Annotated in this window: 14 protein-coding genes and 1 tRNA gene; 6 read left to right on the top strand and 9 right to left on the bottom strand. The window is 71.4% G+C overall.

Translation table 11 applies throughout. The features are described 5' to 3' along the window. Positions 1 to 199: 199 nt before the first annotated feature. Entirely contained in the window at positions 200 to 742 is a 543-nt protein-coding gene (locus MUE36_13640) for a winged helix-turn-helix domain-containing protein (GenBank protein MCU0311974.1), read from the bottom strand. A gap of 141 nt (positions 743 to 883) precedes the next feature. Here MUE36_13640 and MUE36_13635 point away from each other — a divergent pair, with 141 nt between their 5' ends. The 3 genes from MUE36_13635 to MUE36_13625 all read left to right on the top strand — a co-directional run bounded on the left by MUE36_13635 (position 884) and on the right by MUE36_13625 (position 4,036). Then, the gene (locus tag MUE36_13635; protein MCU0311973.1) at positions 884 to 1,306 is read left to right on the top strand and encodes a cyclic nucleotide-binding domain-containing protein; all 423 of its coding nucleotides are present in this window, start codon (positions 884 to 886) and stop codon (positions 1,304 to 1,306) included. A gap of 74 nt (positions 1,307 to 1,380) precedes the next feature. Beyond that, a complete protein-coding gene (locus tag MUE36_13630) occupies positions 1,381 to 3,594 on the top strand; it encodes a heterodisulfide reductase-related iron-sulfur binding cluster (GenBank protein MCU0311972.1) in 2,214 nt (737 codons plus the stop codon). Beyond that, on the top strand, positions 3,572 to 4,036 hold the full coding sequence (locus tag MUE36_13625) for a response regulator (protein MCU0311971.1): 465 nt from the start codon (positions 3,572 to 3,574) through the stop codon (positions 4,034 to 4,036). Before MUE36_13630 ends, MUE36_13625 begins: the two co-directional genes overlap by 23 nt. 28 nt (positions 4,037 to 4,064) lie before the next feature. On the opposite strand, the gene dcd is transcribed toward MUE36_13625, so the two are convergent. From dcd to MUE36_13610, 3 genes are all read right to left on the bottom strand, one after another. Then, the gene (gene dcd, locus MUE36_13620) at positions 4,065 to 4,631 is read right to left on the bottom strand and encodes a dCTP deaminase (protein MCU0311970.1); all 567 of its coding nucleotides are present in this window, start codon (positions 4,629 to 4,631) and stop codon (positions 4,065 to 4,067) included. A gap of 78 nt (positions 4,632 to 4,709) precedes the next feature. Then, positions 4,710 to 5,651, bottom strand: a complete 942-nt coding sequence (locus MUE36_13615) for a hypothetical protein (protein ID MCU0311969.1) — start codon at positions 5,649 to 5,651, stop codon at positions 4,710 to 4,712. Positions 5,652 to 5,676: 25 nt separating this feature from the next. Next, entirely contained in the window at positions 5,677 to 6,123 is a 447-nt protein-coding gene (locus MUE36_13610; GenBank protein ID MCU0311968.1) for a nuclear transport factor 2 family protein, read from the bottom strand. A gap of 116 nt (positions 6,124 to 6,239) precedes the next feature. Here MUE36_13610 and MUE36_13605 point away from each other — a divergent pair. Next, a tRNA-Gly gene (locus MUE36_13605) sits at positions 6,240 to 6,313 on the top strand. A 261-nt stretch (positions 6,314 to 6,574) separates the two neighbouring features. Then, positions 6,575 to 7,456, top strand: coding sequence for a flippase-like domain-containing protein (locus MUE36_13600; protein MCU0311967.1), 882 nt, complete (start codon positions 6,575 to 6,577; stop codon positions 7,454 to 7,456). 7 nt (positions 7,457 to 7,463) lie between these two features. Here the strand turns inward: MUE36_13600 and MUE36_13595 are convergent, their stop codons facing one another. The 3 genes from MUE36_13595 to MUE36_13585 form a co-directional block, all read right to left on the bottom strand. Further along, the gene (locus MUE36_13595) at positions 7,464 to 8,297 is read right to left on the bottom strand and encodes an ABC transporter permease (GenBank protein MCU0311966.1); all 834 of its coding nucleotides are present in this window, start codon (positions 8,295 to 8,297) and stop codon (positions 7,464 to 7,466) included. Further along, entirely contained in the window at positions 8,294 to 9,244 is a 951-nt protein-coding gene (locus MUE36_13590) for an ATP-binding cassette domain-containing protein (GenBank protein MCU0311965.1), read from the bottom strand. Before MUE36_13590 ends, MUE36_13595 begins: the two co-directional genes overlap by 4 nt. Positions 9,245 to 9,354: 110 nt before the next feature. Next, positions 9,355 to 10,392: an NAD(P)-dependent alcohol dehydrogenase gene (locus MUE36_13585; protein MCU0311964.1), complete on the bottom strand. Its 1,038-nt coding sequence runs from the start codon at positions 10,390 to 10,392 to the stop codon at positions 9,355 to 9,357. 86 nt (positions 10,393 to 10,478) lie between these two features. Here MUE36_13585 and MUE36_13580 point away from each other — a divergent pair, with 86 nt between their 5' ends. After that, positions 10,479 to 11,144, top strand: a complete 666-nt coding sequence (locus tag MUE36_13580; protein MCU0311963.1) for a TetR/AcrR family transcriptional regulator — start codon at positions 10,479 to 10,481, stop codon at positions 11,142 to 11,144. 25 nt (positions 11,145 to 11,169) lie between these two features. Here the strand turns inward: MUE36_13580 and MUE36_13575 are convergent, their stop codons facing one another. Then, a complete protein-coding gene (locus tag MUE36_13575; protein ID MCU0311962.1) occupies positions 11,170 to 12,828 on the bottom strand; it encodes a hypothetical protein in 1,659 nt (552 codons plus the stop codon). Then, positions 12,825 to 13,751, bottom strand: coding sequence for an ABC transporter ATP-binding protein (locus MUE36_13570; GenBank protein MCU0311961.1), 927 nt, complete (start codon positions 13,749 to 13,751; stop codon positions 12,825 to 12,827). Before MUE36_13570 ends, MUE36_13575 begins: the two co-directional genes overlap by 4 nt. Positions 13,752 to 13,960: the final 209 nt, after the last annotated feature.

The following is a 13,960-nucleotide window of genomic DNA, read 5'->3' as shown; positions in this document are numbered from 1 at the left end:
CTTCGATCCTTTCGGTGTGGTTCATCGGGTCGGACGAGACGTCCGGGGCGCTCCGGGGAACGTCATCGGCGGTCGTCCGTCTGAACAGATCCTGACCTTAGGAGAGGGTGGTTTCCGGAGAGTCTCTCGGTCGTTACGGCTCGTGGTCCCTCGTGTGACGGGCGTGTTTCGCCGGTCACACGAGCGGTCGCGCCGGGCGTCAGGCCGTCCCCCGGAGCTCGGGGACATCGCCGCCGGACTCCTCGTCGGCTCCGTCGTGCACCTGCTCGAGCAGGTAGCCCCGCGAGCGCACGGTCTTGATGACGAGGGCCAGTGGGGCGATCCGACGGCGGACCCGGAGCATGTGGACGTCGAGGGCGTTGCGCCCCGGCGCGCCCTGGGGCCATCCGGCGCGGGCCAGGTGCTCCCGGCTCACCACCGCCCCGAAGCGCTCGAGCAGCGCCCCCATCAGGCGGGCCTCGACGGGCGGGAGCGAGACCCACGTCCCGCCCCGGCGCAGCACGCCGTCGGGGTCGAGCACCGGTCGGTCGGGCTGGTGGCTGCGCACCCTCTGGAGCAGGCCGAGCGAACGGGCCTCGAGGTCATCGTTGCTGACGGGCAGGCGCACCCAGTCCTCGAAGCAGTCGGCGAGGGGGGGAGGAGGGGTGTCCTGGTCGAGGAGCAGGAGCCGGGGATGCTCCTGGCGGGCGAGGGCATCGCGACGCTCCTGCTCCTGGGGCCAGCGCAGGAGTACGACGTCCACCCGACCGACCGTACGAAGGCGCTGTTTCGAGCACATTTCCCGCAAGTGAAGAGACAGGTGCCACATCCCCCCTGGGCAGACCTCGTCCCGGCCCTCGCGAAGAGCAGCGCACCCGGGAGCCGCGCTCCGTAAGCTGGCCCGATGGCACGAGACGCATGGCTCACCCATCTGGCGCAGGTCCCGATGTTCGCCCACTGCTCCAAGAAGGAGCTCCAGCAGGTGGCGCAGGCCACGATGGAGGTCTCGGCGCCCGACGGTCGCGTCCTGGCGCGTGAGGGCGAGCCCGGCCACGAGTGCTTCATCGTGATCGAGGGCGAGGCGACCGTGGCCCGCAAGGGCGAGGTCGTCGCCACCATCGGCCCCGCCGACGTCGTGGGCGAGCTCGCGCCCCTCACCGGCGGGCAACGCACCGCCACGGTGACCGCCAAGGGGCCGGTCACCCTCCTCGTCATCGGTCAGCGCGAGTTCGCCGCCCTGCTCGACGAGATCCCCGGCTTCGCCAACCGCATCCTCCACGACCTCGCCAAGCGCTACGTGGAGCTCGACGAGCGGGTGAACAGCTGAGCGTCCGCACACAGAGGCGCTGAGCCCCGCGGAGTGGGGGGCGGGCGGCGCCCGCGAGTACGTTTGGCGACTGTATGGACGCCACGAAGAAGCGCCTCTCGGCACCCCAACTGGTCCTCCTCCTCGGCCTCGCCATCGCGGTCTTCACGGGCCTGTCCGGCATCGCGTCGGCCGTGTTCCACCAGACCGAGGACAACCCGGTCACGCGGGAGGTCTTCGGCGGCATCCCCACGCCGCTGAAGATCGCGTTCTACACGATCATCCCGGTGCTGTTGATGTACGGCGCCGTCATGTTCAGCCAGCGGGTCGCCAACTGGACGAGGGGCAAGCCGGACAACCGGGCCACGACCTCGAAGAACGTCAAGCGTCGGCTGTCGGACTTCCGCGCCGGCGTGTACATGCAGACGTTGCTGCGCGATCCCGCCGCCGGGATCATGCACTCGCTGATCTACTTCTCGTTCCTGGTGCTGCTCGCCGTCACGACGGTGCTCGAGATCAACCACCAGCTGCCGGAGGGGCTCAAGTTCCTGAGCGGGCGGGTGTACCAGGGCTACTCGTTCATCGGCGACGCCGCCGGGCTGGCGCTCCTCGTGGGCGTGGTCTGGGCCATCGTGCGCCGGTACGTGCAGCGCCCTTACCGCATCCGGATCAAGTCCAAGCCCGAGCACGTGGTCATCCTCGGCGTCTTCCTGTCCCTCGCCGTCACCGGCTTCATGGCCGAGGCGTACCGCATCGCCGAGGAGGGCACGCCGTCGTTCGAGAAGTGGTCGTTCGTCGGCTATCCGATCGCCCTGCTCGTCGACGGCGGGAGCAGCCTCGCCGGCTGGCACCAGTTCTGGTGGATCGCCCACGTCGTGACCTTCATGGCGTTCCTGGTCATCCTGCCGGTCACCATGCTGCGCCACATGTTCACGTCGCCGCTGAACATGTACCTGAAGGACCGCGACCGCCCGAAGGGCGCGATGAAGCCGATGCCGAACCTCATGGAGACCGAGCTCGAGAGCTTCGGGGCCTCCACCATCGAGGACTTCACCTGGAAGCAGCTCCTCGACACCGACGCCTGCACGATGTGCGGCCGGTGCACGGCGGTGTGCCCGGCCCAGAACACGGGCAAGCCGCTCGACCCCCGGGAGATCGTGCTCAAGACCGGCGAGGTGATGGCCGCCACCGGCTCGCCGCAGGTGTCGCCCCCGATCGGCGTCGACCCCGACATCACGATCTCGGCGAACTCGGTGTTCGAGCGCATCACGCCCGAGGAGATCTGGGCGTGCACCACCTGCAAGGCCTGCGACGAGAACTGCCCGGTGAACATCGAGATCCTCGACAAGATCCTCGACATGCGCCGCTACCTGTCGCTCATGGAGTCGAACTTCCCCACCGAGCTGGGCAACGCCTACCGCTCGATGGAGAACTCCGGGAACCCGTGGGGCATGAGCCAGAACGAGCGGGCCGACTGGGCCGACAAGATCGAGGGCATCGAGATCCTCGACGGCACCAGCCCCCTCGAGGCCGACTACCTCTACTGGGTCGGCTGCGCGGGCTCCTTCGACGACAAGAACAAGAAGGTCACCCAGGCGATGGCGCAGCTCATGCAGCGCGCCGGGGTGTCGTTCGCCATCCTCGGCCCGTCGGAGATGTGCACCGGCGACCCGGCCCGACGGTCGGGCAACGAGTACATCTTCCAGATGCTCGCCATGCAGAACGTCGAGGTGCTCAACGGCATGGGGGTGAAGAAGATCGTCACCCAGTGCCCGCACTGCTTCAACACCCTGGCCAACGAGTACCCCCAGCTCGGCGGGCACTACGAGGTCGTGCACCACAGCCAGTTCATCGAGTGGCTGATCGACCAGGGCAAGCTCGACCTGTCCAACGCGCGGCTCGACGAGCGCGTCGTGTACCACGACTCGTGCTACCTGGGCCGCCACAACGACGTCTACATGGCGCCGCGCAACGTGATCGGCTCGCTGGCCGGGATCGAGATCGTGGAGGCCGAGCGCAACGGCACGAAGGGGATGTGCTGCGGCGCCGGCGGGGCCCGCATGTGGATGGAGGAGCACACCGGCAAGCAGGTGAACGTCGAGCGCTCCCAGGAACTCGTGGCGACCGGGGCCAGCAAGATCGCGGTGGCCTGCCCCTTCTGCTACATCATGATCGACGACGGGGTGAAGGGGCAGGGCCTCGAGGAGGACGAGGTGCGGGTGGCCGACATCTCGATGCACATCCTCGACGCCATCGAGCAGGGCGAGCGTGAGGGGGGCCAGGTCGGTGCCGGAGCGTTCGACGACTGACGACGCCCATCGCGTCCTCGTCGTCGCCGACGACACGAACGCGGGTGAGCTGCTGGTCCGCCTCGTCGCCGGTGGCGGCTTCCGCGCCGAGGTGGCGGCCTCCCCAGAGGCGGCGCTCATCGACCTCGAGGACGCCGAGACGCCGTTCGTCGCGGTCCTCCTGGACCTCGAGCTGCGCAACGGCGTCAGCAGCCTCCGGGCCCTGGCCGACATCCGCCGCCTGCCCGGCCCGGCCGGCCAGGTGCCGGTCGTCGTGTGCAGCTGGGACGACGACACCCGGCCGCAGGCATGGATGACCGGGGTCGACGGCTACCTGGTCCGCCCCTTCGCCGCCAAGGAGCTCCAGGACCTGCTCGCCGAAGCGGTCGCCCGGCCCGAGGCGGACCGCGAGGAGCACCGCAAGCGCCAGCTCGGCCTGCCGGGAGCCAAGCCGGGCCGATGAGGGCGGCGGTCACCGACTCCCGCGGCCGCTACGACGTGAAGTTCTCCCAGTAGCGGCTGGGGCGGGGGCCGACCTGGCCCTGGTACTTCGAGCCCACCGCCGCCGAGCCGTAGGGGTTGTCGGCCTCGGTGGTCATGCGCAGGAAGCTGATCTGTCCGATCTTCATCCCGGGGTAGAGCGTGATGGGGAGAGTGGCCACGTTGGAGAGCTCGAGGGTGAGCTGGCCGTCCCATCCGGCGTCGACGAACCCGGCGGTGGAGTGGATCAGCAGGCCCAGGCGGCCGAGGCTCGACTTGCCCTCGAGTCGGGCGACGAGGTCGGCGGGGAGTTGCACGCGCTCGCTGGTCGAGCCGAGCACGAACTCGCCGGGGTGGAGGATGAACACGTCGTCCTCGCCGATCTCGACGAGCTCGGTGAGCTCCTCGAGGTTCTGCTTCACGTCGATGTAGCCCATCGTGTGGTTGCGGAAGACGCGGAAGTAGCGGTCGATGTGGAGGTCGACCGACGACGGCTGGATGCACGATTCGTCGAAGGGTTCGATGACGATGCGGCCGGCGGCGAGCTCTTCGCGGATGGTGCGGTCGGAGAGGATCACAGCCGGGCACAGTAGTGCCGGCGGCGGGGACAGCCACCGGGCCGCCGGGCGGGGGCCGTCGGGGGCCAGGTCGGTCGGTCAGAGGCCGCGGATCGAGCGACGGGCCAGCCGGGGTCCGCGTCGGGGCGGGCCTTCGCCGCTCAGGGTGACGAGGCGCAGGACCCGCCCGCGGTGGGGACGGTACGGGTCGAGCAACTCGAGCATCAGCGCATCGTCGCCCCGCCGCTCACCCAGGAAACACCAGGCCACCTGGTGGGGGAGGTGGAAGTCGCCGACGCTCACCGCGTCGGCGTCGCCGAGCGCGACGCGGGCCACCTCGGCGACGGTCCACTCCCCCACGCCGGGGATGGCCGCCAGCCGGCGGCGGACGACGGGGAGATCGTCGACGGCCTCGTCGAGACGAGGGGCGACGTGGGCCACCCGCCGCAGGGTGTCGGCCCGCTTCCGCTCGATGCCGGCCCGGTGGTACTCCCACGAGGGGAGGGCGACGAGCCCGCCGGGGGTCGGCGGCAGGCGCAGGGCGGGTTCACCGGGTCCGGGAGCCGGCGAGCCGTGACCGGCGACGAGGGCCCGGTAGGACGCCCACGCGTCCTTGCCGATCACCTTCTGTTCGAGCACGGTGGGCACGAGGGCCTCGGCGAGGGCCCGGGATCGCGGGATGCGCAGTCCCGGGTGACGTCGCGCGACCGTGCGGAGGAAGTCCGCCCCCGGCGCGTCGACGCGGGCGAGGAGGCCGGCGAAGCCGGTCGTGTCGTCGTCCTCGCCGACCAGGTCGCGGGCATGCTCCACCGCCCACGTCGCCCCGGGACCCCACCCATCCACCTCGACGGTCCGGGTGGGGGGATCGACGACCAGGTGCATCGTCACCGGGCCCTCGGGGGTGGCGGTGGCTCGCCACGCCTCGGTGCCGGTGAGGCGCAGCGTCGGGTCGCCGCGGCCGCGGCGCATGGGCCCGAGGGTGTCGGCGAGGTCCAACGGTGCCGGGAGGGCCAACCGCGCCCCGGCCGTCGCGCCGCTCACCGCTCCGGCGGGTCCTCGGTACGGGTCAGGAGTCGCCGATCCCCGGCATGTTGTGCACGTAGGACTTCTCCTCGACGCGCTTCGTGATGCGCCACCCGTCGGCCGTGCGAACCATGTCGTCGACGTACCAGAGGCCGCAGTAGAAGACCTGCACCTCGTCCTCGCCGACCGGCATGACCATCGGGTTGTGGCAGATCGTCTTGACCCGGGCGGTGTCGCCGTCGATGGTGATCTGGCTGGTGGACACCATGTGCTGGAAGGACCGGAACATCGGCATCGTGTCGGTGAGGAACTTCTTGGTGTCGGTCAGGTTGCCGGCGGTGCCGCCGAAGACCGTGTAGTCGATCCACGCGTCCGGCGTGAACACGTCGTCGAGGGCCTCGAAGTCACGGGTGTCGATGGCGTAGCTGTACTTCACGAGCAGGTCCTGGATCTCCATCCGGTCGGAGATCTCCTGCAGCGTCATGGTCATGGTGGCCCCCCGGGGCGAGTCGCGGTCGGCGCAACTCTAGGTTCGTCGTCGGTGGTCGTCCGTCGGGGCGTTCGTCTACAGTCGCCCCCGCAGCACGCCGCCCCCGGGTGGCCCCTGCGGGTGTAGTTCAGAGGCAGAACATCAGCTTCCCAAGCTGAGAACGCGGGTTCGATTCCCGTCACCCGCTCCATGTGACCCCGATCGCCGAGCTCCGGGCTTGAGGTCCTCCCGTACCGCCGAACAGGGGCGCTAGCGTCCGGACGTCGTCCAACGGCACGGCCCGGTTCGATCCGAGGCGGTGAGGAATGCAGCCCGGAGCGAGCAACTCGAGAGCGCCCGAGGACCCCTCCAGAGCCGCGGTGATCCGCGACAAGGGCCTGCAGCACCTCAAGCGGGTGTCGTGGCGGTCGGTCCTCCAGGTCGTCGTCCTCGTCCTCGCCGTCTCGTCCTCGTGAACCAGATCACCGACCTCGACCTCGAGGAGTTGAGCGACGAGCTCGCCGATGCGACATGGTGGCTGGCCGCCGTCGGGTTCGTCGTCGCCCAGGCCCCCCGTCTCGCGCAGGCCCTCTCCACGCTCGGCGCGGCAACCCACCCGATCGCCCTGCGTCCGCTCTACCTGCTCCAGCTCGCCCAGAGCTACATCGGCCTGGCCGTGCCCACGAGCGCGGCCCGCATCGCCATGAGCGTCCGCTTCTTCCAGAAGCAGGGGTTCAGCGCCGGATCCTCGCTCGGCATCGGGGGTCTCGACAGCTTCGCCGGCTTCCTCGTCGAGGCGACACTGCTGACGGGCCTGCTCCTGCTGAAGCCCCCGTCACTCGACTTCGACCTCGACGCCCCCTCGCTCCCGGACTGGGGAACGGTCCTGCTCTGGCTCACCGTGCTGGCCGTGGTGCTGGGGACCGTCTCGTTGCTGCTGCCGGACCACCGGCGACAGTTCACCGGGTGGGCGCGCAACCTCGCCACCGACGGGCGCGACACCCTCCGGGGCCTGTCGGGCCGACGGATCGGCCTGCTCGTGGGCGGGAACCTGGCGTCGGTCCTGCTCTTCTCGCTCGCGCTCGGCCTCTTCGCCCGGTCACTGGGGACATCCGTCTCGTTCGCGGACCTCGTCGTGATCATCATCGGCGTCTCGCTGCTGGCCGGCCTGCTCCCGATACCGGGGGGCATCGGCGTCGTGGAAGGCGGCCTCACCTTCGGTCTGGTGGCAGCAGGCATGCCCGAGGGACCGGCCTTCGCGGCGGTGCTGCTCTACCGGCTGGCGTCGTTCTACCTGCCCCCCGTCTGGGGCTTCTTCGCCTTCCGCTCGCTCGAGCGCAACGGCTACCTCTGACGCGCGCTCACCGCTTGGCCGTCCGGCGGTAGATGCGCACCGCCAGCGGTGCGGCGACAGCGGTGATGACCGCACACCAACCGACGGCGAGGAGGACGGCCTGGGCGACGCTGCGACCCGGCGGCAATGCGCCCTGCCCGAGCATCAGACCGCGCGCCGCCTCCACCATCACGGTCACCGGCTGGTGCTCGGCGAAGGGCTGGAGCCAGTCGGGCATCGTCGAGACGGGCACGAACACGGCGCTGGCGAACACGAACGGGAAGACGATGAGGAACACCGCGGTCTGCGTGGCCTCGGGGTTGACGACCTTGAGCCCGATCGCCGCCATGACCCACGACACCGCGTAGGCGAACAGCAGGACGACGCCCACCCCGGCGAGGAACCCGAGGAACGTGGTCTGGTAGCGGAAGCCGATCACGAAGGCGACCACGAACATGAGCCCGAGCACGACCGCGTTGCGGAGCAGGTCGGCGGCGGTGCGCCCGGTGAGGACCGCCGAGCGGGTCATGGGCAGCGACCGGAACCGGTCGACCACACCTCGGGACAGGTCGTCGGTGAGGCCCACCGCGGTCTGGGTCGCCCCGAACATCGAGATCTGCACCAGGAGGCCGGGGAGGAGGAAGTTGATGTACTCGCCGCCTGCGGCGGGCGGGATCTCCGAACCGATCGCCCCGCCGAACACGTAGGTGAACAACAAGAGGAACATGATCGGCTGGATCACCGAGAAGGCCAGCAGCTGCGGGAGGCGCACGTAGCGCAGCAGGTTGCGGCGCGTCATGACCCAGGTGTCACGGCCGATCCGACCGGGTCGGACGTCGACGGGACGCTCGACGGCGGTCACGGGGCCTCCTCGTCGGCCGGGGCGGATCCGGTGAGCGAGAGGAACACCTCGTCGAGGGTGGGCCGCTCGAAGCTCAGCCCCAGCGGCTCGACGCCCTCGGCGTCGAGGGTGCGCACCATGACCATCAGCGAGCCCGTCCCGTCGGTGGCCGGGAACGTGAACTCGCCCCCGGCGTGCTCCTCGCGACCGACGAACCCGGCGGTGACCCGACGAACCGCGTCGAGATCGGCGCCGCGCACCCGCAGGTGGATCCGGTTGTCGCCGAGGGCGTCCTTGAGCTCGTCGGCGGTGCCCTCCGAGACCAGGCGGCCCTTGTCGATGACCCCGATGAGGTCGGCCAGCTCGTCGGCCTCCTCGAGGTACTGGGTGGTGAGCAGGACCGTCGTGCCGTCGGCCACCAGCTCCCGGACGAGGCGCCAGATGTCGAGGCGGCTCCCCGGATCGATGCCGGTGGTGGGCTCGTCGAGGAAGAGGATCTCCGGGCGTCCCACGAGCGAGGCGGCCAGGTCGAGGCGGCGGCGCATCCCGCCCGAGTAGCCGGCGGCTCGGCGGTCGGCGGCGTCGGTGAGGTCGAACCGGTCGAGCACCTCGACGGCCCGGCGGTTCGCCTCGGCCCGGTCGAGCCCGTACAGCTCGCCGACCATGGCCACCGTCTCGCGCCCGGTGAGGTAGTCGTCGACGGCCGCGAACTGCCCGGCGAGACCGATGCGGCGGCGCACGTCGCGAGAACAGGTCACGACGTCGTCGCCCCCGACGGTGGCCCGGCCGCGGTCGGGGACGAGCAGCGTCGAGAGCACGTTGATGAGCGTCGTCTTGCCGGCGCCGTTCGCGCCGAGGAGCCCGTAGACGGAGCCCCGCTCGAGGCAGAGGCTGACCCCGTCGAGGGCCTTCACGTCGCCGAAGGCCAGATGGACGTCGTCGACGACGACGATGGGGCCCTCACCCACGACGCCGACCGCCCCTGGTGCAACCGTCAGGCACGTCTGGTCTCCTCACCACGGCGCTCGCGCGACCGTCGGGGGAACGCTACCGGCGGGGCCCGGCGGAGCGACGGGCCTCAGACGGTGATGACGACCTTGCCCCGGACCCGTCCCTCGCTCACGTGGCGCAGGGCGGCGGCGGCCTCGCGGAGGGGGTAGGTCCGGTCGACCGCGGGGCGGAGCTGCCCGGCCTCGACGAGTTCGGTCAGCGCCCGCAGGTCGTCGGCGTTCTCCGACGAGACGAACGTGGTCAGGGTCTGCCCGACGAACGGGGAGAGCGCCATGGCGCCGGCCTGGCGCTGGATCCCGCCCGTCCAGCGTCCGCCGTTCTCGCCGCCGACGATGACGAGGCGTCCGGCAGGGGCGAGGATACGCCGCAGGCGCGACACCCGGGTGTTGCCACCGGAGTCGATGACGACGTCGAAGCGGCGTTCCCCGGCGGTCACGTCGTCGACGGTGTGGTCGACGACGTGGTCGGCGCCGAGGGAGCGCACCAGGTCGACCTTCTCGGTGCGGCACACCCCGGTCACCTCGGCCCCGAAGGCCTTCGCGATCTGCACGACGTAGGACCCGACGCCGCCGGAGGCGCCGAGCACCAGGACGGACTCCCCAGCGGTGACCCCGGCCCGGTCGCGCACGGCCTGCAGCGCGGTCAGACCGGACACGGGCATGGCGGCGGCCTGTTCGAACGTGAGCGACGGGGGCTTGGGGGCGAGGTGGTCGGCGGGGGCCGGGGCGAGCTCGGCGAAGGAGCCGTGGCTGGTCCCGAAGACCTCCTCGCCGGGCGCCAGGTCGGTCACACCGGCGCCGACCTCCTCGACGATCCCGGCGAGGTCGAGACCGGGGACGCGGCGCTTCGGGCCCCGGAGCCCGAACCCGAGCCGCACCAGGTAGGGGAGCCCGGTCATCAGGTGGACGGTGCCCTGGTCCACGGCGGCGGCCCGGACCCGCACCAGCACCTCCCCCGCACCGACGACCGGCCGGGCGACCCGTTCGATCCGGAGCACGGCATCGGGATCGGTGCCGTAGCGGTCCTGGACGGCGGCCACCATGGTTCCGGCCTCGGGATCGGCGATCCGGGAGGCGTCGGGGGAGGGGCGCGGATCGTGGGGCATGGGCTTCCTCCTGGCTGGACTTACGATGTAAGTTTCACCAGGAACCACCGACGATGTCAACCCCTACCCCCGAGGAGAGCTCGACCATGGCCCCGCCCCGCGACACCCAACCCGGCGGCCGCACGCCCCTGAACCGCGACCGCGTGGTCGCCGCCGCCGTCGCGCTGGCCGATCGTGACGGGATCGAGGCACTGACGATGCGGCGCCTGGGCCGGGAGCTCGGTGTCGAGGCCATGTCGCTCTACAACCACGTGGCCGACAAGGACGCCGTGCTCGACGCGATGGTCGACGCCGTCTTCGCCGAGATCGCCGTGCCCCGTGCCGAGCGCGGCTGGATGGAGGAGATGCGCGCCCGCTGCCACTCCGCCCGCGCCGCCCTCGCCCGCCACCGGTGGGCGATCGGTCTCATGGACTCACGCACCAGCCCCGGGCCGGCGACGCTGCGCCACCACGACGCCGTCCTCGGGTGCCTCCGGGCCCACGGCTTCACCGTGGCGATGGCGGCCCACGCCTTCGCACTGCTCGACAGCTACGTGTACGGCTTCGCCCTCCAGGAGACCTCGCTCCCCTTCGACACCCCGGAGGAGACCGCGGAGGTGGCGGCGTCCATGCTCACCGAGATACCGACCGACGAACACCCCCACCTGACCGAGATGGCCCGCGACCACGTCCTGTCGCCGGGCTACGACTTCGGCGACGAGTTCGCCTACGGACTCGAACTGGTGCTCGACGCCCTCGAGCGCGCCCGCTGAGGCGACGCCGTCACGGGGGCGCCGTTCACGCGGTGTCGAGATCGCGGTGGCGCAGGCCCACGAGGCCGACGGCGACCAGCACCACGGTGACCGACGCCAACAGGGCGACGGGGAGGACGGTGAACGCCTCGGCCGGCACGGCCGGCACGTGGTCGAAGGGCGAGAGGTTGAACGACCAGTCCGGGAGGCCCAGCACCGGCCCGAGCAGCCCGACCACGGAGACCACCACGAGCCCCGCCCAGGCCAACAGCGACCAGCGGGGGACGAGAGCGACGAGCAGGAAGGCCAGCGCGCCGAGCACCGTCACCGCCGGGAGCATGGCCAGCGCCGCTCCCACCAGTTCGGTGACGTAGGTGGCACCGCCGATGCTGACCGCCGCCCCCAACCCGGTCGCGGCACCGCCGGCGACCATGACGATCGCGGCCCCGGCCAGGACGACGCCCAGGTGACCGGCGGCCCAGGCGCCACGCGAGACAGGTGTGGCCAGGACGGGATCGGCGCGACCGGCGGTCTCCTCGCTGCGCATCCGCAGGACGGCGGCGATGGTGAAGCCCGACGCCAACAGCCCCGCCATGAGGATCGAGGTGGCCAGGAACACGTCGGTGATCGAGGCCTGGCCGACCAGGGCCAGGTAGTCGGCGATCTCGGGGTTCTCCTCGAGCATCTTCTCGGCCTGATCGGCCACGAACCCGTAGAAGAAGCCGAGGACGGCGACCCCCGCCGCCCAGCCCAGGATCGACGCCCGCTGGAGCCGCCACGACAGCGCCAGCGGCGAGGCCAGCGACGGCCGGGCCTCGGCCCTCCCGGCCCGCTCGACCAACAGACCCCCGCCGAAGTCACGGTGCCCGGCCAGCACCCCGGCGAGAGCGAAGAGGGCGAGCGCGGACAGCACCGGGACGGCGAGCACCCACCAGCGCTCGTCGGCGAAGGCCCGGATCCCCTGGGCCACCCCGATGGGCGAGAGCCACGAGAGGCCGTTCTCGGCGACGTCACCGACGGCGCGCACCACGAAGGACAGGCCGAGCACGACGACGGCCAGGCCGAGCGCGGCCCGGGAGGACGCGGCGACCTGGGCGGTCACCAGGGCGACGCCGCAGAACACCATCCCCGCACCCACCAGCGCGGCCCCGAAGGCCACGCTGCCCGAAGCCTCGAACCCGTAGAGCACCAGCACGGCGACGACCCCGACGGCCACCGCCACGTTGGCCATCGCCACGCCGAGCACGGCCGCCGTCGCCCCGGCGTAGCGACCGACCGGGCCGGACCGGAGGAGCTCGGCCCGCTCGCTCTCCTCCTCGGCCCGGGTGTGGCGCACGGTCATGAAGATGCTCATCAGCGCCACCCCGATGATCGCCCACAGCGACGTCTCGTTCATGAGCACCGCACCGACGGTGGGCGACTCCAGGCCGTAGCCGGGACCGGCCTGGATGATCATGGCGGCGTTGTCCTCGACGATGGCGGCGTAGCCGGCCAGGTCCTCCGGGGTGTCGTAGAGGCCCTCCACGCTGCCGGCGGACACGCCCACGAGCACCACGATGCCGAGGACCCACAGCACGAGGCGGAGCCGGTCACGGCGAAGGACCAGACCGAGCAGGCGGCCGGTGCCACCGAGTGCGACGTCGCGGCCCGGGAGGGGCTCGACCGGCACCTCGCTCGGCGCGTTGCGGACGACCGTGGAGGTCACCCGGCGACCGATCCCGGCCCGGCGCCCGGCGCAGTGGTGGCCGAGCCGCCGTAGTGGCGGAGGAACAGCTGCTCGAGGGTGGGCGGCTGGCTCACCAGCTCCTGCACCCCGTAGGGCGCGACGTGGCGGACCACGTGGTCGAGCGCGTGGCCGTCGACCTCGAACGTGGCGGTCGAGCCGTCGACCACGAGGTCGTGGACGCCGTCGAGGGACCCCAGGCCGTCCACCGGCACGCGGGTGGTGAGCACGACGGTGGTGCGGGTGAGGTGGCGCAGCTCGGCGAGGGTCCCCTCCTCGACCGCGACCCCGTCACGGATGATGGTGACCCGGTCGCAGAGGGTCTCGACCTCGGCGAGGATGTGGCTGGAGAGCAGCACGGTGCGCCCCTCGGCCTTGGCCTCGAGGATGCAGTCCTGGAAGACGGACTCCATGAGGGGGTCCAGACCCGAGGTGGGCTCGTCGAGGAGGAGCAGCTCCGCGTCGGAGGACAGGCCGGCGACCAGCGCCACCTTCTGGCGGTTCCCCTTCGAGTAGGTGCGGCTCTTCTTGCGGGGGTCGAGCTCGAGGCGCTCGATGAGGTCGTCGCGGCGCCGGCGGTCGATGCCACCGCGGAGGCGGGACAGCAGGTCGATGACCTCGCCGCCCGAGAGGTTCGGCCACAGGCTCACGTCGCCGGGCACGTAGGCCAGGCGACGGTGGAGCTCCACGGCGTCGTGCCACGGGTCGCCACCGAGGAGCCGGGCGGAGCCGCCGTCGGCGCGGAGGAGCCCCAACAGGATGCGGATGGTGACCGTCTTGCCCGACCCGTTGGGGCCGAGGAAGCCGTGCACCTCACCGGTGCCGACGCGCAGGTCGAGGCCGTCGAGCGCACGGGTGGACCCGAACGTCTTGACCAGACCGTTGACCTCGATGGCGTTCGCCACGGTGGCGCCCTCCCGGAACGGACCTGCCGACGACAACGATGCTCGCGCGCCGCCGCTCGACGGGCCATCGCCGAAGGACCCGAACCGTTCGACGGGCCCGCGCCGGTCACGCCCGCCGAGTCGCCCGCCGCGGCCGCGGTGACCGCCTGTCCGGGGCCGAGCGACCACCACCGGGCCTCGACCGACTATGATCGGGGTGCGCGACCGTT

Source organism: Acidimicrobiales bacterium, from assembly GCA_025455885.1.
Taxonomy (GTDB): Bacteria; Actinomycetota; Acidimicrobiia; order Acidimicrobiales; family Acidimicrobilacustridaceae; genus Rhabdothermincola_A.
This window is presented reverse-complemented; position numbering and strand designations above follow the sequence as displayed.